We start from the raw sequence: 19,605 nt of genomic DNA, 5'->3' as shown, positions 1-19,605 counted from the left end.
CAAGTGGAGGCCGGGCATTGCCCAGCCTCCCTTCAGTCCTTAGCCAACGATAGTGCCGATCAACGAACCGGCGGTGCGTATTGCAGGCCGCCCTTGGTCCAAAGCGCGTTCTGGCCACGCTCGATCTTCAGCGGCGAGCCGGCGCCAACGTTACGGTCGAAGACTTCGCCGTAGTTGCCGACCTTCTTGACGATGTTGTAGGCCCAGTCGTTCGTCACACCGAGATCGGTACCGATCTTGGTGCCTTCTTCAGTACCAAGCAGACGCTTGATATCAGGGTTGGCGCTGTTCTTCTGCTCGTCGACGTTTTTCGACGTGATGCCCAGCTCTTCGGCGTTGACCATCGCGTAGTGAACCCACGTCACGATGTCGAACCACTGGTCGTCGCCCTGGCGAACGGCCGGTCCAAGCGGCTCCTTGGAGATCACTTCAGGCAGAACGATGTTGTCATCGGGGTTCTTCAGCTTGAGACGGATAGCGTACAGACCGGACTGGTCGGTGGTGTAAACGTCGCAACGGCCGGAATCATAAGCCGAAGTCGCATCGGATTCCTTTTCGAAAACAACCGGGTTGTACTGCAGGTTGTTGGTCTTGAAGTAGTCGGCAAGGTTGAGCTCGGTGGTCGTGCCGGTCTGAACGCAGACAGCGGCGCCGGAAAGCTCAAGCGCGGACTTCACGTTGAGGCCCTTCTTGGCGATGAAGCCCTGGCCGTCATAATAGTTGACGGTACGGAAGTTGAAGCCGAGCGATGTGTCGCGGCTGATCGTCCAGGTGGTGTTACGGGTCAGAACGTCGACCTCGCCAGACTGGAGAGCCGGAAAACGGTCCTTGCTCGAAAGAGCGACAAATTTAGCCTTTGTAGGATCGCCGAAAACCGCAGTGGCAATACCGCGGCAATAGTCCACGTCGATGCCGGACCATTCGCCCTTGTCATCGGGATTGGAAAATCCCGGAATGCCAGCGCTCACGCCGCAGGTGACGAAACCTTTCGACTTCACGTCCTGAAGCGTCGCAGCCGAAGCGACCGAGGCTCCTCCCAAAACTGCTGCGCCGATAACGGCCGACAGAATTGCCTTTTTCATTTTTCCCAACCTTTGTTTGTTATCGTCAATCGGAAGAGGACCGGCATATTGTTTTTGCCCCAGCTCCCCCCTTCAGCAGATCTTTTCGATCCGCTTTTTCTATCACAATCGTAATTGGCAGCGGGGTCAAGACATGCCGACAATAATTGTGCCTATAAAACGGAATTTTCCAAATTTTGGTCGGGAAGTGTGCAAAGGGTGAAAATATAAGCATATTTTTGCGGAAAAATACACTTGCACGAATTTTGTATACTTCTTGTATGCTGTTGCTGGGTGGATCAATCCTCCCATCTACGAATGTTCTGCGGGACTTGACCTTGCCTCCGGCTCTCCGCATTGTCGCTCGCGTCAATATCCCTTCGAAAGCTGATCTGAAATGACCAAGACCAATGACCTGCTTTCCACCGCAGGTATGAATACGCGCCTGACCCATGGCGGCAACGATCCCGCCGACTGTTTCGGTTTCGTCAATCCGCCCATCGTGCGCGGTTCTACCGTGCTTTTCCCCGATGCCGAGACGCTTTCGACCGAAAACCAGAAATACACCTATGGCACCCACGGCACGCCGACGACCGATGCGCTATGCAATCTCGTCAACGAGCTGGAGGGTTCTTTCGGAACCATTCTCGTGCCATCGGGCCTTGCGGCGATCACCGTGCCGTTCCTCGCCTATCTTGGCGCTGGCGATCATGCGCTGATCGTCGATTCGGTTTATTTTCCCACACGCCGCTTCTGCAACACGATGCTGAAGAAGCTTGGTGTGGAGGTGGAGTATTACGACCCGGCGATCGGGGCGGGTATCGAAGCGCTGATCCGCCCGAATACCAAGCTGGTGCATCTCGAAGCTCCGGGTTCCAATACCTTCGAGATTCAGGACGTTCGGCTGATCACCGAGATCGCCCACAGGCACGATTGCGTCGTGACGATGGACAATACCTGGGCGACACCGCTTTATTTCAAGCCACTCGATTTCGGTGTCGATGTTTCCATCCATGCCGCCACCAAATATCCGTCAGGTCATTCCGATGTCCTGATGGGCTTCATTTCCGCCAATGAAAAGCACTGGAAGACGCTTTATCAGGCGAACACCAATCTTGGCATCTGCGTGACGCCTGATGACGCCTATCAGATACTGCGCGGCATGCGCTCCATGGGCATTCGGCTTGCGCACCACCAGAAAAGCGCCCTCGACATCGCCACCTGGCTGGAAAGCCGCGACGACGTCGTGAGCGTTCTGCATCCGGCCCTGCCGAGCTTTGCCGGGCATGAACTCTGGAAGCGCGATTTCAAGGGCGCGAGCGGCGTATTTTCCTTCGTGCTGAAGGCCGAAGAGGGCAAATACAAGCAGACTGCGGCGGCATTCCTGAATGCGCTGACCTTCTTCGGGCTCGGCTATTCCTGGGGTGGATACGAATCGCTTGCCGTGTCGGTGTCGCTTGTCGATAGGACGATTGCCAGAGGCCCGTCGGAAGGTCCGGTCATCCGTCTGCAGATAGGGCTTGAAGATATCGCCGACCTCAAGAAGGATCTCGAGGCCGGGTTTGCGGCGGCAGCCGCGGTTTAACCTCAGCCTTTGGCGCGGTAGCCGTATAGCCAGTCGAAGTCCTTCAGGAAGGCTTCCCTCGGACGTGTCGAGAAGACGAAGTCCCGGGCAAGCCGAACCGGGCCTGTGGCGTGATAGGCGAAACGATTGAGAGAGGCCCGCTTGCGGGCCTTTTCTATGCGCGGCAGACGCAGGGCTTCGAAGGCGGCAAGGGCCTGTGGTACGGTCAGGGATGTTCCGGTCAATGTGCCCGCCAGTTCAAAAGCATCCTCGATGGCCATCGCCGCCCCCTGTGCGGCAAAGGGCATCATCGCGTGGGCAGCGTCGCCGATCAGCACCGTATCGCGACCATTGTGCCAGCGTCCGGGACCGGCCTGATAAAGCGGCCAGAAGGTCGGATTTTCCGACGATGCCAGCAGCCGAACGATATCCGGGCTCCAGCCGCGAAACTGCGCGAGCAGCATGGCTTTCTGTTGGCCGCTCGATTCCGCCCGCCATGTTGCGCCGGGATCGGCGCCGAGTGCGATGGCGACGATGTTGAAGCCGCCGACTTCCTTGAGCGGGTAGGCGACGATATGGCCACCCGAACCGAGATAGGCGGTGACGGCGCTTTTGTTGATGGCTGACGGCACATCTTTTGCCACGACCGTGAAGCGCCAGGCAATATTGCCGGAGAAGGTGGCAGTGGGGGCGGAGGGGACAGCGAAACGGGCCGCGGACCAGACACCGTCTGCGCCGACGATCAGGTCGTGATCGCGGAACGTGGTTGCAGCGATGACGTCTGTCGTCGCGTTTTCGATACGTTTGCCAAGATGCAGGCGGCAGAGCGGATTGCGCGTTACCGCATTGAGAAGCGCGTTTTGCAACGTCGAGCGATGCAGCACGCCATAAGGTGCGCCCCAGCGTGTGCGGGCCGTCGCACCCACGGGTAAGGAAAGCAACGTGGCAAGCGATTTGCCATCGGCCAGATCGACACTGACCGGCTCGGTCCAACGCGCCTCTATCTCAGCCATCACGCCGAGTGCGGCAAGGATGCGGGCGGCATTGGGCGATACTTGCAGGCCCGCACCGACTTCCGTCAGTTCGCCGGCCTGTTCAACGATGTCAGAGCTGATGCCCTGGCGGGCAAAAGAAAGCGCTGCGGTGAGACCGGCGATGCCGGCACCGACGATGGCTACGGATTTGATGGGCATGTCGCGCCCCGATCAGGAAAGGTGGAAGGTCAGGCGGCCTTCACATGGAAGACGCAGCCTGGAGGATTGGTCTGCTCGGCCTTCAGCGACGGATTGTAGCGGTAAAGGGTGGAACAATAGGAACAGACCTTCTCGTTGTCGTCGCCCATGTCGATAAAGATGTGGGGATGATCGAAAGGCACCGAAGCGCCGGTGCACATGAATTCCTTGACGCCGATCTCGATCACGCTGTGTCCGCCATCGTTCTGGAAGTGGGGAATGGAATGCCCGGCCATGTTCGTCTCCAAATGCAATATCGTGGTTAAGCCGCAGGTCGTCATCGAGCATGGGCTTATTGCTGCGGATATGTAGCCTCAAACGCATTGCATCTCCATAAAAATCGTCAGGAAAACATGTTCAAAATTGCGATTTCCTGCCATATGGTCCGGCAAAAAGGATGTCCTTGATGAATCTCAACATGCCGCAATTTTCCGATTTTTCCCATGACGGCCTTCGCCTTGCCTATTTCGATGAAGGTGATCCGGCGGGCGATCCGGTTCTGTTGATTCACGGCTTTGCCTCCAGCGCCAACGTCAACTGGGTGCATCCAGGCTGGCTGAAAACGCTTGGTGACGCCGGTTACCGGGTGATTGCCATCGACAATCGCGGCCATGGCGCAAGCGACAAGCCGCATGATCCGCAAGCCTATTATCCGCCCGTCATGGCCGGCGATGCGGTGGCGCTGCTTAATCATCTCGGCATCGCGGAGGCTCATGTGATGGGCTATTCCATGGGCGCACGCATTTCGGCCTTTCTGGCGATGGCACATCCGGAGCGTGTCCGCTCACTGGTTTTCGGCGGACTTGGCATCGGCATGGTGGAAGGTGTGGGTGACTGGGATCCGATCGCCGAAGCGCTGCTGGCGCCCTCGCTCGATGTCGTCACGCATGAGCGCGGCCGCATGTTCCGCGCCTTTGCCGACCAGACGAAAAGCGACCGGCTGGCGCTTGCAGCCTGTATCGAGACGTCGCGTGTCCTCGTCAGCCGCGAACAGGCCGCAAAGATCGATGCACCGACGCTGATCGCGGTCGGAACCAACGACGATATCGCCGGATCGGGTGCCGAACTTGCTGCGATCATGCCGCATGCGCGCGCTATCGACATTCCCGGCCGTGACCACATGCTGGCCGTTGGCGACCGGGTGTTCAAGGCGGCGGTTCTGGAATTTTACCGCAGCCTTTGATGGGTGGCGGCAAGAAACGGTTTTTCATGCTGCATGAAGAAAAACTGAAGCCTTGCCGCCTTTAAAGTCGTCATTCGAATCCCATTTCTTATGCACGTCTTTTTCTGTATAAAGAACGACTACTGCAAACGAGGAGACCATTCATGGTCGCACGTACCGAGGCCCGTCAGCCGGAACAGCTGGCGATCGTCGATCCGATCTGGGGCAGCCTGCTGCATGAGGCACGAAGCGCCGTGGCGCAGGACCCGCTGCTTTCGGCTTTCCTTTATTCGACAATCCTCAATCACCGGTCTTTGGAAGAATGCGTGATTTATCGCATCTGTGAACTCCTCGATCATCCCGATATGCAGGCCGTTCTTCTGCGCCAGACCTTTCAGGACATGCTGGATGACTGGCCCGAATGGGGCAGCGTGCTGCGCGTCGATATCCAGGCGGTTTACGATCGCGATCCGGCCTGCACGCGCTTCATGGAGCCGCTCCTTTATTTCAAGGGGTTTCAGGCCATCCAGACGCATCGCCTTGCCCATTGGCTGCTGCAAAAGGGCCGCAGGGATCTGGCGCTTTATCTGCAAAGCCGCTCGTCCAGCATTTTCCAGACGGATATCAATCCGGCAGCACGCATCGGCAAGGGTATCTTCCTCGATCATGCCACCGGGCTTGTGGTCGGCGAGACGGCCGTTATCGGCGACAACGTTTCCATCCTGCATGGCGTGACGCTTGGCGGCACCGGCAAGGAGGGGGCGGACCGCCATCCGAAGATCGCCAATGGCGTGATGATCGGAGCGGGCGCGAAAATCCTCGGTAATATCGAGATCGGCAGCTGCTCGCGCATCGCCGCCGGTTCTGTGGTGCTGAAGCCGGTACCGCCGAAGACCACCGTTGCCGGTGTGCCGGCGCGGGTGGTGGGAGAGGCGGGGTGTTCCGAACCCTCGCGCCTGATGGATCAGGTCATCGGAGCCGATATCTGACGGGTCCGATATTTTCTCAATCGTCCGTGTGGAAGGCTCCGCGTGAAAGACATGGCCTGTGAAAGACATTGGCGATGTGCCGCTTTCACTTTACTTTCGCCTTTGTCCCATGCCAAAAGCGGCGCAACCCGAACCGCACAGGAGAATAGTGGTGAAAGCCGACGAAATCAAAAAACTCGACGCCTATTTCAAGCGCACCTTCAATGAAAAGATGGTTGTGAAGGCGCGTCCCCGTAAGGACGATTCCGCCGAAGTGTATCTTGGCGAAGAGTTCCTTGGCGTTGTCTACATCGATGACGAGGACGGCGACCGCTCGTACAACTTCTCCATGGCAATCCTCGACGTCGATCTTTGATCGTCACTGCCCGGTGACGGGTGTTTTCCCGGATTAATAGTCGCCCGCGGTGGTTCACGCCGCGGGCGATTTGTTTTTGCGGTCGGTGATACGCATCATCAAGCGGCTTTGCGGCCGCAACGTCACCCTCATCAGTGGCTCCGCCGGACTTGCCGATCTGTTTTCGAGATGGACGTTCTGCAACAGCACCGCCAGGATCGACACGGCCTCCATCATCGCAAATGCATTGCCGATGCAGACACGCGGACCTGCACCGAAGGGCATATAGGCGTAACGGTGACGCGCCTTGGTCTTTTCCGGCTCGAAGCGGGAAGGGTCGAAACGTTCCGGTTCGTCCCACAGCGCCGTGTGCCGGTGGACAGCGTAGATCGGCACATAAAGAACGGTTCCGGCAGGAATATCATGGTCGCCGAGCTTGAAATCCTGCAACGCCGTGCGGGTAACGACCGGGGCAGGTGGGTAAAGCCGCATCGCCTCGGAAAATACCTGTCTGGTATAGGTCAGTTGGGCGATGTGCTCTGCGGCGACGGGATTTGCACCCGTGACGGCTGCGATTTCCTCAACGACTTTCCGCTCCACGTCGCTGTGTTGCGACAGCAGATTGAACGTCCATGCCAGACCGAGCGCAGTCGTTTCGTGACCGGCGGTGATGAAGGTGAGCAGATTGTCGATGATTTCCTTGTCGCTCATCGTGCGTCCCGTCTCCGGGTCCTTCGCCTCAAGCAGCATGGACACCAGATCGTTTCTCTCGACGGGGTTCCGCCGCCGGTCCGCAATCACCGTCGACAGGCTGGAGCGCAGATAACCGACAGCCGCCCGGGCCTTGCGCCGACCGGGGTGAGGGAGCCATTCCGGTGCGCCCAGCATGGCGAGCGCGAAGGTCCAGCCTGTCGGTTTCAGATAGTCGGTGATGCTTTGCTCCACGCGCCCGATATCGATCCCGTGGCCGCCGGACATCATGGTCTCAACGATGATGTCGAAGGTGGTCCGCATCATTTCATGGCCGATATCGATGTCACCGAAAGGAGATGCGCGCCAGCGTCTGCCGGTTCGCTCCGCCGCCTCGATCATGACGGGCAGCAGCTCCAGCAGCTTTTCGTGCCGGAAGGCGGCGGCAACGGATTGCCGTTGCCATTTCCAGTGATCGCCATCGGCGGTCAGAAGGCCCTGTCCGAGAGCGGGGCCAAGCGCGCGGCGCACGTCCTCACCCTTGCCGAGCAGATGGGCGTTCTTGACTAGGGCCTCATGAATAAGGACAGGATCGGCAAGATGGACGCGCATCGTACCGCCGACACGGATAAACACCGCCGGTTCGTTGAAAATCTCCGGTGGCAATGCGTTCAGCGGGTTGCGGATGAGTGAGAGGGCCAAACGTGCTGTGGCGAATTTCGATACGGGTGCCGCAGCGGATGTATCCGGGAGCGGGGTGCGAAGGTCGGTTCCGGGCATGGACAGGTCCTTTATTCGCGTTGAACACTCAAATTTATTTGTTAAGGTGTGTACCTTATTTTATTTATTTAAGGTGTGCACCTTAGGTTTCAATGGCGGGGTCCGATATCAATGAAGAAAAGCGAGGCCGGACGATCGACGGGGCGTCCTTCCCCCACACGACAGAGAATAATCGCTGCCGCACTCCAACTATTTAACGAGAGGGGGCCTGATCACGTAACCACAGCCGAGATCGCAAGGGCAGTGAATATCAACGAGGGTAATCTTTATTATCATTTCCGCACCAAGGAGGCATTGGTGCTGGCGCTGTTTGCCCTGTTCGAGACCGACGCGCTGGCGGTTGTCGCAAAGATCGACGAAGAGGACGAAGTTGCCGCATCGACATATGCTGGCTTTCTGCGGCTCTGGTTTTCGCTGGTGTGGAACTACCGCTTCCTGTTTCGTGATCTTGTCGGCCTTCTTTCCTCCGCACCTGCGCTGGTGGAGCCGGTTCGCGGCATAAGCGCGGCAATGCGACTTGCCGTTGATGATATCGTCAGCCGGATGGAGAGGGCAGGGCTTGCAGAGATTCCAGAAACCGAGCGGGAGGCCCTGCTTACCAATCTCTGGATCGTCTCGACCTATTGGGCGGCTTATCTCAACCTTCAGGAAGGGGTCACCGAATTCGGGCCGCAGCAGCTGGACTGGGGACTTCGGCAGGTGTCCAGCCTGTTTCGACCCTATCTCTCACCATTGGCCACCTCCGAGCTGGAGGCGATGCTTGAAGTTGATCCATGATTTCACCTGATGGTGACAATGTGAATGCTGGCAAAAACGCCCGCGACAATATCTATCGCGGGCGTTTCCCATCTCGCGGGTCTTAAGCCGCCGTTATCAGGCCGACTTCAGCAGATCGCCATGCGGATCGAGCACGAACTTGGTTGCGGCACCCTGGTCGAAGCTTTCATATCCCTGTACGGCGTCGTCGAGTGCGATGATCTTGGCATTGACGATGTCGGCAATGGGCAGGCGGTCGTGCAGGATCGACTGCATGAGCTGGCGATTGTATTTCAGCACCGGCGTCTGGCCGGTATGGAAAGATTGTGCCTTGGCCCAACCGAGACCGAAGCGAAGCGACAGGCTGCCCTGTTTTGCTGCGGCATCGACCGCACCTGGGTCTTCGGTGACGTAAAGGCCGGGAATGCCGATCGAGCCGGCGGCACGGGTGATTTCCATCATCTGGTTAAGAACGATGGCCGGCTGTTCGCCGCCCGAATGGCCACGCGCTTCGAAACCAACGGCATCGATGGCGCTGTCGACCTCGTTGGTGCCGACGATCTCGGCAATCATGTCGCCCAGCCGGTCACCCTTGGAAAGATCGACGGGCTCGAAGCCGACCTTGGCGGCGTGCGCAAGGCGATCCTTGTTGAAATCACCGATCATGACGACGGCGGCACCGAGAATACGGGCAGACGCGGCAGCCGCCAGACCGACCGGACCGGCGCCCGCGACATAGACCGTGGAGCCGACACCGACGCCGGCCTTGACCGCGCCATGAAAGCCGGTCGGCAGGATGTCCGAGAGCATGGTAAGGTCGCGGATCTTGGACATCGCCCTGTCGCGGTCGGGAAATTTCAGAAGGTTGAAGTCGGCATAGGGAATGGTGACGTATCTGGCCTGTCCGCCGATCCAGCCGCCCATGTCAACATAACCGTAGGCGCCGCCGGCACGGGCGGGGTTCACCGTCAGGCACACACCGGTATCCTGCGACTTGCAGCAGCGGCAGCGACCGCAGGCGACGTTGAACGGCACCGAGACGATATCGCCGATATCAAGCATCTCGACGTCGACGCCTTTTTCAATGACTTCGCCGGTGATCTCATGGCCAAGGACGAGGCCGGGCATCGCCGAGGTGCGGCCGCGCACCATATGCTGGTCCGAACCGCAGATATTCGTGGAAATAACCTTGAGAATGACGCCGTGCTCGATACGGCGGCCATCCGGCGCCTCCAGCTTCGGATCATCGATGTCGCGGACCTCGACCTGGCCGGGGCGCAAATAGACGACGCCTCTGTTTTTGCTCATATCCATCTCCTCCTTGGGTTGAACACCAATACCGGCCCGCTCCTCCGCGGACAGGATATCGTCAAAACTCATGCGCGGACCCGTATGCGGCTCGCGTGGAATCTCAATCGGCGAAGGGATGGAAAGAAGAACAATCGGCGCGTTTGGACAAACGTCGCCTGCCTCTTGATCACCGCCCGCCGCAGATACCCGGCATTACGCCGGATACGTGCAGCAAACCATTTGGCGGGCGATGTGGCGGTCGGGAATACGACAACGCCTATAGCCGCAACGACACCGGCTCTCGCCAGATGTCACGGTGGCGTTATCTGTCGATCGATTTTCTCAGGCGCCCGGCGGCATCCTGAATATATTGCCAGGCGACGCGACCGGAGCGGCCGCCGCGCGTGGTCGCCCATTCCAGCGCCTCGTGATGCAGGGTTTCGCGATCAAGGCCGAGATCGAAATGTTCGGCATAGCTGTCAATCATTGTCAGATAGTCTTCCTGGCCGCATTTGTGGAAGCCGAGCCACAGGCCGAAGCGGTCCGAGAGCGAGACTTTTTCCTCAACAGCTTCCGAAGGGTTGATGGCGGTCGATTGCTCGTTCTCCATCATGTGGCGCGGCAGAAGATGACGGCGGTTGGACGTGGCATAGAACAGCACATTGTCCGGACGCCCCTCTATGCCGCCATCGAGTGCTGCCTTCAGCGACTTGTAGGCCGTGTCGTCGTGATCGAAGGAGAGGTCGTCGCAGAAGACGATGACGCGTTCGCCGGAAGCTTTCAATATATCCAGCAAGGCGGGCAGGGTGTGGATATCTTCGCGATGCACCTCGACCAGCTTCAAGGGAACGCCGCTTGCGGCGCGCACATCTTCGTGAACGGCCTTGACCAGCGAGGATTTGCCCATGCCGCGTGCGCCCCAGAGCAGCACGTTGTTGGCGGGAAAACCATCGGCAAAACGCAGTGTGTTCTCGTGCAGGATATCGCGCACATGATCGACGCCGCGAATGAGTTTCAGCGCGATGCGGTTCGGACGTGAAACCGGCTGCAGAAAGGAATTGACCGGCGTCCAGACAAAGCAATCCGCCGCATTCCAGTCGTTCACGGCAGGTGCCGGGCCTGCCAACCGTTCCATGGCGACGTTAAGCCGGCGCAGTTCGGCAAGAAGCAGGGTGGCCGTCTCTTCTCGAATCATGGTGTTTCTTCCGCTTATCCGATGTTCATAACGATGTTTTCAACCCGGCCTAGCATGGCGTTTCAGGCCCATAAAGGTTAAGAGGTCCGGAATCGGTACGGCGTGGCTTCTGCATCTGTTGCATTCCCGGCGTTCCCCACTATATTCCGGCGGCTTGAAAGCTGGGGCGGCATACGAGGTCGTGCTGTAATCGTTGAGGAGTTTTATATGTTCATTAGTCAAGCTTTTGCCCAGGACACGGCGGGCGGCGCGTCTGCATTCGGTTCCGGCCTTGAGATGCTTTTCCTGTTTGCACCGCTTATGGTGGTCTGGTACTTTTTCCTCATTCGCCCGCAGCGCGCGCAGATGAAGAAGCGTCAGGAAACGTTGACCAATATTCGCCGTGGCGATCAGGTCGTTCTTGGTGGCGGCATCGTTGGCAAGGTGACCAAGGTCATCGACGACAATGAACTCGAAGTCGAAATCGCCGAAGGCGTGAAAATCCGTGCCGCTCGTGCTTACATTGCCGAAGTGCGCGTGAAGGGCGAAGTGGTCAAGACGGAAGCCGCTTCCTGATCCTGCCGGATAATTGAACGTCCGCTTCCGAATTTGACGGGTTGCGCATCGCGCAACCCCAACCCTGACCGAGATCGAAATGCTTCATTTTTCCCGTTGGAAAACAGTCTTTATCTGGTTGCTTGTGCTGGCAAGCGTCTTCATCGCATCTCCCAACCTGTTTTCGGACAAGCAGCTGGAGGGCATGCCTGCCTGGTACAAGGACAACAAGGTAACGCTCGGTCTCGACCTTCAGGGCGGCTCCCACATCATGCTCAAGATCGAGCGTTCCGACATCGTCAAGGAACGGCTTGAAACGATCGTGGGTGACGTGCGCACGCAGCTTCGCGACGCCAACATCCGCTATTCGGGGCTTACGGGCAACGGCCAGCAGATCCAGGTTCGCATCAGCGATCCCGCTCAGTATGAAGCGGCGAAAACCGCGCTTCGCGACCTGACGCAGCCGGTGTCCGCCGGAACGCTGGTCGGCGGTTCGATCACAGAAGTGACGATGAACGACGGCGGCGACAATCTGCTGCGGCTCAACCTGACCGATGAAGGCGTGGATTATCGCCTGTCCTCTGCCGTGTCGCAGTCCATCGAAGTCGTGCGCCGCCGCGTTGACGAAGTCGGCACCACCGAACCTCTCATCCAGCGCCAGGGTTCCGACCGCATCATCGTACAGGTCCCGGGCCTCCAGGATCCGCAGCGCCTGAAATCGCTTCTCAACCAGACGGCAAAGCTGTCCTTCCGCATGGTCGATACCACCATGCCGGTGCAGGAAGCGATGAATGGCCGTCCGCCCGCGACCTCAGAGGTTCTTTATTCGCAGGACGATCCGCCGGTTCCCTATCTGGTGGAACGCCGCGCGCTCGTTTCCGGCGACAATCTCGTCGATGCTCAGGCAAGCTTCAACCAGCAGACCAACGAACCCGTCGTCACCTTCCGTTTCGACAGCCGCGGTGCGCAGCGCTTTGCGCAGGCGACGCAGCAGAATGTCGGCAAGCCTTTCGCCATCGTGCTCGACAATCAGGTCATTTCTGCACCTGTCATCCGTGAGCCGATCATCGGCGGTTCGGGACAGATTTCCGGTAGTTTCTCGGTTCAGGGCGCCAACGACCTTGCAGTCCTGTTGCGTGCAGGCGCACTTCCGGCCACGCTGACCGTGGTTGAGGAACGCACCGTCGGTCCGAGCCTTGGTAACGACTCCATCACCGCCGGCCTCACGGCAAGCGCCATCGGCGCCGTCGGCGTCCTCATCTTCATGTTCGTCTTTTATGGGTTCTTCGGCCTGCTTGCGAACATCGCCCTCATCGTCAACGTGGTCATGCTGATCGCCGTCCTCAGTGTGATCGGATCTACGCTCACCTTGCCCGGTATTGCGGGTATCGTCTTGACGATCGGTATGGCGGTGGACTCCAACGTTCTGATCTATGAGCGAATACGCGAAGAGGTGAAGAGCGGAAAACCGCTGATCCAGTCACTGGATAATGGTTTCACACGCGCCTTTGCGACCATTATCGACGCCAACCTGACGACGCTGATCGTTGCAAGCGTGCTGTTCTACATGGGCACGGGTCCGGTCAAGGGCTTTGCCGTCACGCTTGCGGTCGGTATCATCACCACTGTCTTCACGGCCTATACGCTGACGGCCTGGATGTTTGGCTACTGGGTTCGCCGCAGCCGTCCGAAACATCTGCCGAAGGGTGTACGCACCGCCATGTTCGACGGTCGCGACATTCCGTTCATGCGTTATCGCCGTGTGGTTTTCATGATCACCGGTGTGATCATGCTCGCCTGCGTCGGCGGCTTCGTCGCCAAGGGCCTGAACCTCGGCATCGATTTCCAGGGCGGCTCGGTTATCGAAGTGCGCGCCAAGCAGGGTGAGGCCGATCTTGCAGATATTCGCGAGCGTCTGAACCAGCTGAACCTCGGTGAAATCCAGGCACAGAATTTCGGCACGCCGCAGGACGTTCTCATCCGCATTCAGGCGCAGGACGGCGGCGAAAATGCCGAGCAGTCGGCAATCACCCTGGTGCGCGGCGAGTTGCAGGACAAGTATGATTTCCGTCGCGTGGAAGTCGTTGGTCCGGCTGTGTCCGGTGACCTGACCGTGACCTCCACGATTGGCGTTGTGCTCGCCATGGCGGCGATCATGATCTACATCTGGGTTCGCTTCGAGTGGCAGTTTGCACTAGGTGCGGTCATCTCGATGGTGCACGACGTGGTCTTCACCATCGGCCTGTTCGTCTTCCTGGGTATAGAGTTCAACCTGACCAGTATCGCGGCGATCCTGACGATCATCGGTTATTCGCTGAACGATACGGTGGTCATCTACGACCGTGTCCGTGAAAACCTCCGGCGATACAAGAAGATGCCACTTTCGATGATCATCGACGTATCGCTGAACCAGACCCTTTCGCGCACGATCCTTACCGGTCTGACCGTGCTTCTGGCACTGCTGGCACTGTATCTGTTCGGTGGCGAGGTCATCCGTTCCTTCACCTTCGCAATGTTGTTCGGCGTCGGTATCGGCGTGTTCTCCTCGGTCTATATCGCTGCTCCGGTGCTGATCGCCTTCAAGCTGCGTCCCGACAGCAAGGATGCGGAAGACGAGAAGGATGAGAAGTCCGGCAATGCCATCGGCGGCAAGCCTGCCGTCTGATGGCCGGCGGGATTGAAATACGCCCGGCCCATTTTCCCGGCCGGGCGCCCATCGATGCCTATGGCAATGGCGGTTTCCGTTTCGCAGACATGTCGCACCGCGGCTCTCTCCTGTTGTTGCCTTCCGGCATTCACGGCTGGAGCCCGGTTGATGTGAAAGAATTGACGCTTGAGCATTTCGACAAGGTTCTGGCTGATGCGCAGGATATCGAAGTTCTTTTGATCGGCACGGGTGATGGCATGCGGGTCTTGCCGAAGGAATTGCGCGAAGCCTTCAAGCAAGCGGGCATTTCGGTCGATCCGATGAGCACGGGTGCTGCCGTTCGCACCTATAATATCATGCTTTCGGAATCGCGCGCCGTGGCTGCGGCGCTGATTGCCGTCGAAGGCTGACAGGACGTTTCGCACGGGGAAACATGGCACCCACAGAGAATCTAGACGTCTGCCTCGCGACGCTGCGCGACACCGATCGCGACCGCTATCTCGCGTGCCTTCTGTCTCCGGCCGACAAGCGCGCAGCGCTTGCCGCGCTTTATGCCTTCAATGCCGAAATTGCCCGAATCCGCGATTCCGTGCGCGAGGCTCTGCCTGGCGAAGTTCGTATGCAATGGTGGCGCGATCTCCTTGATGGCAATGCGCATGGGGACAGCCAGTCTCACCCCGTTGCTGCTGCTCTTTTGTTGGCGATCGAGCAATATCGCCTGCCGCGACCGGTTCTTGCCAATATGATCGAGGCGCGCATCTTCGATCTTTATGACGATCTGTTCGTGGATCGTAACGCGCTCGAAGGCTATGCGGGGGAGACCGCCTCGGCACTGATCCAGCTGGCGAGCCTTGTGCTTTCGCCGGAAGACACTCCAGCAAGTGCGGAAGCTGCGGGACATGCGGGGGTTGCGCAGGCCATGGCCGGCATTCTAATGCTGATGCCGCTGCACCGTCGTCGTGGGCAGGTCTACATTCCCGCGGATATGCTTGCGGCTGCCGGGCTTGATCGCGAGACGTTTCTGGAAGGCGACGACAAACAACGCATCGGCATCGCCATCGAGATTTTTGCAACGCACGCGCTTGATCACATCGAGAAGGCGAGACGCGCCAAGATGTCCCGGAATGTCTTTGCGGCCTATCTTCCCGTTGCCTTGTCCGGCCCGGTCATCGCCGCTGCCAGAAAGGCGGGAGTGGGCGTGTTTGAAGGCGAAGTGCAACTGTCGCAGCTTCGCCGGCAATGGCTGCTGGCAAAGGCGTCTTTCCTCAAGCGTTTCTGATTGCTCGACCTGCACATCGCGCAGACAGATCGGAGTAATTTTCGCGTCGAGGCCGGAGAGCCACACTTCACGCAAGCCTCGGTGTTTAAGAGCTTGAGCCGGGTTCGCATCGTTTCGATTCGCGAATCGCGATGTTTCGGTGCTGAGGGAGCCTTCCCGCATGAATATGGCGGTCTGGATAATCGTTTTCGTGCTGCTTGCGGTCTTCGCTGTTTATGCCTGGCGCATGACACGGGCAACGGATGAGGACAATAACCACGATGTGGGGCAGGCGATCATGGATTTTGCCCGCGCGTTTCCCACCGAGGCGATCAGAAGCCTGCATATGACGGTGGATGGCGGCGCAGCCTTCGTGCGCTTGCACGACAACAAGGCCGGCTTCATGCGCAATATGGGATCCCATTATGTGTGCCTTATGATCGATCCCGAGCGGATAAGGGTCGAAAGTCTGGAAAGCGGTGACGGTTTCGTCGTTACGTTTTTCGATACGCCGAAATATAGCGGCTCATACCGCTTCAAATCCGCCGGAGAGGCCGCCGAGGTTTCGCTGTGGCTGCTCGGTAGCCTTGTGGAGGCGCAGGACCATCACGACGAAGGACCGCAGCCCTCGGGCGCCTGAAAGCGTTCTGGGTGTCATTGTCCGTCGAGCGGCGGGTTCGCTTCCGTCTGCACACGCTCGCGCCAGATGATGAAAAGGCCGGATGCGACGATGATGAGGATGCCGAGCCATTTCGATGGCGTCGGAAAATCCGAAAACAGCGCATAACCGAGAACCGTCGCCGAGATGATCTCGAAATACTGGAATGGTGCCAGAAGCGACAGCGGCGCCAGCCTGAAGGCCCTGACGATCAGGAGATGCATATAGCCGGATATCGACCCTAACACGATGAGCAGGGTGAGGGTGAAGCCGGATTGCGGAAGCGAGATCGCGAAATCCTTGTCACCGTAGGCGTCGCCGACCAGAAGGGCTGCCGCCATGAACACCGTGCCGGCAACGCCGGACATGGTCTGCATGACAAGCGGACTGTCGGCATCGCCGATAGCGCGGTTAAGGAACAGGTAGAGCGTGTAGAGAAATGCGCAGGCGACCGGCAGGAGCGATGTCCAGCCGAAAATCTCAAAACTCGGCTGAATGACGATCAGAGCGCCGCCGAAACCCACCGCAATCGCTGTCCAGCGTTTCCAGCCGACCCTGTCGCCAAGGAAGAGGGCCGACATCATCGTCAGCATGAATGGCTCGACGAAATAGATGGCAAAGACATCGGCGAGTGGCATGTATTTGACGGCGGCGAAGAACATCAGGCTGGCACTGGCATGCAGCACGCCGCGCAGGCAGTTCATCCACGGTCGTCTGGCGCTGAACAGCGCTTTGGGTGAGACCAGCAGCAGCAGGGGCAGGGTGCACAGAAGCTGGAAAAAGAAGCGGTAGAAGGTGACCTGCGCCGGTGACATTCCGCCGCTCACCGCCATGTATTTGGCGATGGCATCCATGACGGGCAGCACGAACATGCAGCCCGCCATGATCATCATGCCCTTGGCGACATCGTTCAAACCGGTCTGGCTGGTCATGGGTAGGGCTGCGCTTTCAACCAAAAGGTCCGACGAGGAAACGGGAGCGCCTGAGGGCGCTCCCCCTCGACGAGGTCAGGCGGCCTTCTGGCGTGGCAGGCTCTTCATATCAATGACGAAGCGATAACGCACATCGCTTTTTATCATGCGTTCATAAGCCTCATTGATCTGATCGATATTGATCATCTCGATTTCGGCGGCGATGCCTTTTTCGGCGCAGAAATCCAGCATTTCCTGGGTTTCGGGAATGCCGCCAATCATCGAGCCGGCGAAGGTCTTGCGGCCGGGGATGAGGCTGAATGCGTGCACCGATAGCGGCTTCTCAGGCGCTCCGACCTGCACCAGTGCGCCATCCCGCTTCAGCAACGCAAGATAGGCGTTGATGTCGTGGTCGGCGGCAACCGCGTCGATGATAAGATCGAGGCTGGAAGCCGCTTTCTTCATCTGGTCGGCATCGCGTGAAACGATCACCTCATGGGCACCGAGCTTTTTCGCGTCTTCTGCCTTGCCGGGGGAGGTGGTGATCATCACGACCGTGGCGCCCATGGCATTGGCGATCTTGACTGCCATATGGCCGAGGCCACCGAGACCGACGACGCCGATGCGCTTGCCGGGACCTGCATTCCAGTGCCGCAGCGGCGAATAGGTGGTTATGCCGGCGCAGAGCAGGGGTGCTGCGGCTGCTGGATCGAGCCCTTCGGGGATCCGCAGCACATAGCGATCATCGACGACCACATGGGCGGAATAACCACCAAGCGTATGTGCGCCGCCGCCCATGGCCTTGTCAGGCGAGTTGTAGGTGCCGGTCATGCCGTTTTCGCAATATTGCTCCAGCCCTTCGGCGCAGCTTGCGCATTCACGGCAGCTGTCGACGATGCAGCCGACGCCGACGCGGTCACCCGCCTTGAATTTCGTGACCTGCGCGCCCACCCGACCGACGCGGCCGATGATTTCGTGGCCGGGGACGCAGGGGTAGAGAGAACCCGGCCATTCGCTGCGGGCCGTATGGATATCGGAGTGGCAGACGCCACAGAACTCGATTTCGATTTCGACATCGCGCGGGCCGGGATCGCGACGCTTGATGGTCGCGAGCTTCATCGGCGAAGAACCGTCATCGCAGGCATAGGCTGACGTTGTGAACATGGTCGTTCCTCCTCTTGTGGTGATCGATATTGCATGCACTGGCAGGCGATAAAAAAGTTGCGGCGGGTTTCAGCCGCCGGAGCCGGCTTCGGGCACTGCCGGGCCAAAGACCTCCTCAAAGGCTTCTCGCAGCAGAACATCGACATCGCCGATCATAACCGGCAATCCAAGATCGACAAGGCTGGTGACACCATAGGCGCTGATGCCGCAGGGAACGATGCCGGAAAAATGCGCGAGGTCGGGATCGACATTGATCGACAGTCCGTGAAAGCTCACCCATTTGCGCAACCGGATGCCAAGAGCGGCGATCTTGTCCTCGGCCATGCCGCCATCGGGAAGCAGGGGTTTTTCCGGACGCCTGACCCAGACGCCAACCCGGTCTTCGCGCCGTTCGCCACGGACATTCATCTTGTCTAGCGTGCGGATGATGACATTCTCCAGCGCGGCAACATAGGCGCGGACATCTTGGCGCCGGCGTTTCAGGTCGAGCATGACGTAAACGACGCGCTGTCCCGGCCCGTGATAGGTATATTCGCCGCCGCGACCGGTGGCGAAGACCGGAAAACGCTCCGGCTCGATGAGGTCGGCAACATCGGCGCTGGTGCCTGCCGTGTAGAGTGGCGGGTGCTCCAGAAGCCACACGAGTTCGTCGGCCTCGCCATTGGCTATGGCGGCAACTTCGCGTTCCATCTCTTCTATTGCCTGTTCGTAAGGCACGAGACCTTCCGAGATTCGCCAGCGAACAGGCGGCGAGTCGGGAACGGGCAGCATATTTGTCTCGATATCCGTGCGTGTGAGCATGAAAAAGTCCTTTCCACAGCCTTCTCGCAAAATGATGAGAAGGCTGCAACCCCAGCATTTCCGGGCTTCCTGCATATAGGGTAGGCCGGGCCGATTTTTAATTTCAAAAAACTGTCACGACGCTCTTGTGCACCCAAAATCCTTTTGCTACATGCACCCCCGTCGGCGCAAGTCGACGCCTACCACGATGCGGTCGTGGCGGAATTGGTAGACGCGCAGCGTTGAGGTCGCTGTGGGGCAACCCGTGGAAGTTCGAGTCTTCTCGACCGCACCAAAGAAACCCGCTTCGGCGGGTTTTTTCTTTTTCTGCCAATTGTTTGGCTTTGCTCCTCCCAAAAAAGAAGAAGCAGTTACGTCGATTAAATACGCCTCGGGCGACTTCGACTTGTTTCGTCTCGGCAGCCCGGGCTGTAAATTTCAGGGCGTCAGATTATCGATCTTGCCGCCATTCGGATGAGATGTTTGCGGCTTAGCGTCTCCCCGCGCGATTGCCGTCACCGACCCGGTAGGGGTCGCCATCCATGACCTGGTCCATCCGCCATTCGTTTCCGCGATAAGGGCTTTGCCACGTCTGGCAGC

Annotated in this window: 20 protein-coding genes and 1 tRNA gene; 12 read left to right on the top strand and 9 right to left on the bottom strand. The window is 58.8% G+C overall.

The window, feature by feature from the left end; translation table 11 throughout:
- Positions 1 to 59: 59 nt before the first annotated feature.
- Positions 60 to 1,082 carry an amino acid ABC transporter substrate-binding protein gene (locus tag ASD46_RS19025; RefSeq protein ID WP_003515366.1) on the bottom strand — a complete coding sequence of 341 codons (1,023 nt, stop codon included), beginning with the start codon at positions 1,080 to 1,082 and terminating at the stop codon, positions 60 to 62.
- A 376-nt stretch (positions 1,083 to 1,458) separates the two neighbouring features.
- On the opposite strand from ASD46_RS19025, the gene ASD46_RS19020 reads away from it, so the two are divergent.
- Positions 1,459 to 2,646 carry a cystathionine beta-lyase gene (locus tag ASD46_RS19020; protein ID WP_025593514.1) on the top strand — a complete coding sequence of 396 codons (1,188 nt, stop codon included), beginning with the start codon at positions 1,459 to 1,461 and terminating at the stop codon, positions 2,644 to 2,646.
- A 2-nt stretch (positions 2,647 to 2,648) separates the two neighbouring features.
- Here the strand turns inward: ASD46_RS19020 and ASD46_RS19015 are convergent, their stop codons facing one another.
- Entirely contained in the window at positions 2,649 to 3,818 is a 1,170-nt protein-coding gene (locus ASD46_RS19015) for an FAD-dependent monooxygenase (protein ID WP_025593513.1), read from the bottom strand.
- Positions 3,819 to 3,847: 29 nt separating this feature from the next.
- The gene (locus tag ASD46_RS19010; RefSeq protein ID WP_003495891.1) at positions 3,848 to 4,093 is read right to left on the bottom strand and encodes a zinc-finger domain-containing protein; all 246 of its coding nucleotides are present in this window, start codon (positions 4,091 to 4,093) and stop codon (positions 3,848 to 3,850) included.
- A gap of 170 nt (positions 4,094 to 4,263) precedes the next feature.
- On the opposite strand from ASD46_RS19010, the gene ASD46_RS19005 reads away from it, so the two are divergent.
- The 3 genes from ASD46_RS19005 to ASD46_RS18995 all read left to right on the top strand — a co-directional run bounded on the left by ASD46_RS19005 (position 4,264) and on the right by ASD46_RS18995 (position 6,363).
- Positions 4,264 to 5,040: an alpha/beta fold hydrolase gene (locus ASD46_RS19005; protein WP_025593509.1), complete on the top strand. Its 777-nt coding sequence runs from the start codon at positions 4,264 to 4,266 to the stop codon at positions 5,038 to 5,040.
- 143 nt (positions 5,041 to 5,183) lie between these two features.
- The gene (cysE, locus tag ASD46_RS19000; protein WP_003515358.1) at positions 5,184 to 6,008 is read left to right on the top strand and encodes a serine O-acetyltransferase; all 825 of its coding nucleotides are present in this window, start codon (positions 5,184 to 5,186) and stop codon (positions 6,006 to 6,008) included.
- 151 nt (positions 6,009 to 6,159) lie between these two features.
- Complete coding sequence (locus tag ASD46_RS18995) at positions 6,160 to 6,363, top strand: DUF3126 family protein (protein ID WP_003515356.1); 204 nt, start codon at positions 6,160 to 6,162, stop codon at positions 6,361 to 6,363.
- 54 nt (positions 6,364 to 6,417) lie between these two features.
- Here the strand turns inward: ASD46_RS18995 and ASD46_RS18990 are convergent, their stop codons facing one another.
- Positions 6,418 to 7,812 (bottom strand): cytochrome P450, encoded by a 1,395-nt coding sequence (locus tag ASD46_RS18990; protein WP_025593506.1) that lies wholly within the window; start codon positions 7,810 to 7,812, stop codon positions 6,418 to 6,420.
- A gap of 111 nt (positions 7,813 to 7,923) precedes the next feature.
- Here ASD46_RS18990 and ASD46_RS18985 point away from each other — a divergent pair, with 111 nt between their 5' ends.
- Complete coding sequence (locus ASD46_RS18985) at positions 7,924 to 8,589, top strand: TetR/AcrR family transcriptional regulator (RefSeq protein ID WP_025593505.1); 666 nt, start codon at positions 7,924 to 7,926, stop codon at positions 8,587 to 8,589.
- Between the two features lie 96 nt (positions 8,590 to 8,685).
- Here ASD46_RS18985 and fdhA read toward each other — a convergent pair whose 3' ends face one another.
- Positions 8,686 to 9,876 (bottom strand): formaldehyde dehydrogenase, glutathione-independent, encoded by a 1,191-nt coding sequence (gene fdhA / locus ASD46_RS18980; protein WP_025593503.1) that lies wholly within the window; start codon positions 9,874 to 9,876, stop codon positions 8,686 to 8,688.
- Positions 9,877 to 10,180: 304 nt separating this feature from the next.
- Entirely contained in the window at positions 10,181 to 11,053 is an 873-nt protein-coding gene (locus ASD46_RS18975) for an ATP-binding protein (RefSeq protein WP_013636188.1), read from the bottom strand.
- Positions 11,054 to 11,260: 207 nt separating this feature from the next.
- Between ASD46_RS18975 and yajC the strand changes: the two genes are divergently transcribed.
- The 5 genes from yajC to ASD46_RS18950 all read left to right on the top strand — a co-directional run bounded on the left by yajC (position 11,261) and on the right by ASD46_RS18950 (position 16,132).
- Positions 11,261 to 11,608 carry a preprotein translocase subunit YajC gene (gene yajC / locus ASD46_RS18970; protein ID WP_003515350.1) on the top strand — a complete coding sequence of 116 codons (348 nt, stop codon included), beginning with the start codon at positions 11,261 to 11,263 and terminating at the stop codon, positions 11,606 to 11,608.
- Positions 11,609 to 11,687: 79 nt separating this feature from the next.
- Positions 11,688 to 14,252, top strand: coding sequence for a protein translocase subunit SecDF (gene secDF / locus ASD46_RS18965; RefSeq protein WP_003515348.1), 2,565 nt, complete (start codon positions 11,688 to 11,690; stop codon positions 14,250 to 14,252).
- Positions 14,252 to 14,644: an Mth938-like domain-containing protein gene (locus ASD46_RS18960; RefSeq protein ID WP_025593500.1), complete on the top strand. Its 393-nt coding sequence runs from the start codon at positions 14,252 to 14,254 to the stop codon at positions 14,642 to 14,644. Before secDF ends, ASD46_RS18960 begins: the two co-directional genes overlap by 1 nt.
- 23 nt (positions 14,645 to 14,667) lie before the next feature.
- The gene (locus ASD46_RS18955; protein ID WP_025593499.1) at positions 14,668 to 15,513 is read left to right on the top strand and encodes a phytoene/squalene synthase family protein; all 846 of its coding nucleotides are present in this window, start codon (positions 14,668 to 14,670) and stop codon (positions 15,511 to 15,513) included.
- Between the two features lie 160 nt (positions 15,514 to 15,673).
- Positions 15,674 to 16,132 carry a hypothetical protein gene (locus tag ASD46_RS18950; RefSeq protein WP_003515343.1) on the top strand — a complete coding sequence of 153 codons (459 nt, stop codon included), beginning with the start codon at positions 15,674 to 15,676 and terminating at the stop codon, positions 16,130 to 16,132.
- Between the two features lie 14 nt (positions 16,133 to 16,146).
- On the opposite strand, the gene ASD46_RS18945 is transcribed toward ASD46_RS18950, so the two are convergent.
- From ASD46_RS18945 to lipB, 3 genes are all read right to left on the bottom strand, one after another.
- Positions 16,147 to 17,082, bottom strand: a complete 936-nt coding sequence (locus ASD46_RS18945; protein WP_025593498.1) for a DMT family transporter — start codon at positions 17,080 to 17,082, stop codon at positions 16,147 to 16,149.
- A gap of 75 nt (positions 17,083 to 17,157) precedes the next feature.
- Positions 17,158 to 18,225 (bottom strand): NAD(P)-dependent alcohol dehydrogenase, encoded by a 1,068-nt coding sequence (locus ASD46_RS18940; protein WP_003515339.1) that lies wholly within the window; start codon positions 18,223 to 18,225, stop codon positions 17,158 to 17,160.
- A 69-nt stretch (positions 18,226 to 18,294) separates the two neighbouring features.
- The gene (lipB, locus tag ASD46_RS18935; protein ID WP_025593496.1) at positions 18,295 to 19,026 is read right to left on the bottom strand and encodes a lipoyl(octanoyl) transferase LipB; all 732 of its coding nucleotides are present in this window, start codon (positions 19,024 to 19,026) and stop codon (positions 18,295 to 18,297) included.
- 189 nt (positions 19,027 to 19,215) lie between these two features.
- Between lipB and ASD46_RS18930 the strand changes: the two genes are divergently transcribed.
- Positions 19,216 to 19,300 (top strand) — tRNA-Leu (locus tag ASD46_RS18930).
- Complete coding sequence (locus tag ASD46_RS27150) at positions 19,271 to 19,483, top strand: hypothetical protein (protein ID WP_143238595.1); 213 nt, start codon at positions 19,271 to 19,273, stop codon at positions 19,481 to 19,483. Before ASD46_RS18930 ends, ASD46_RS27150 begins: the two co-directional genes overlap by 30 nt.
- The last annotated feature ends 122 nt before the right edge of the window (positions 19,484 to 19,605 follow it).

This window comes from Rhizobium sp. Root491 (genome assembly GCF_001427205.1).
Taxonomy (GTDB): domain Bacteria; phylum Pseudomonadota; class Alphaproteobacteria; order Rhizobiales; family Rhizobiaceae; genus Agrobacterium; species Agrobacterium tumefaciens.
The sequence above is the reverse complement of the archived record's forward strand: the minus strand, read 5'-3'. Positions and strand labels throughout refer to the sequence as shown.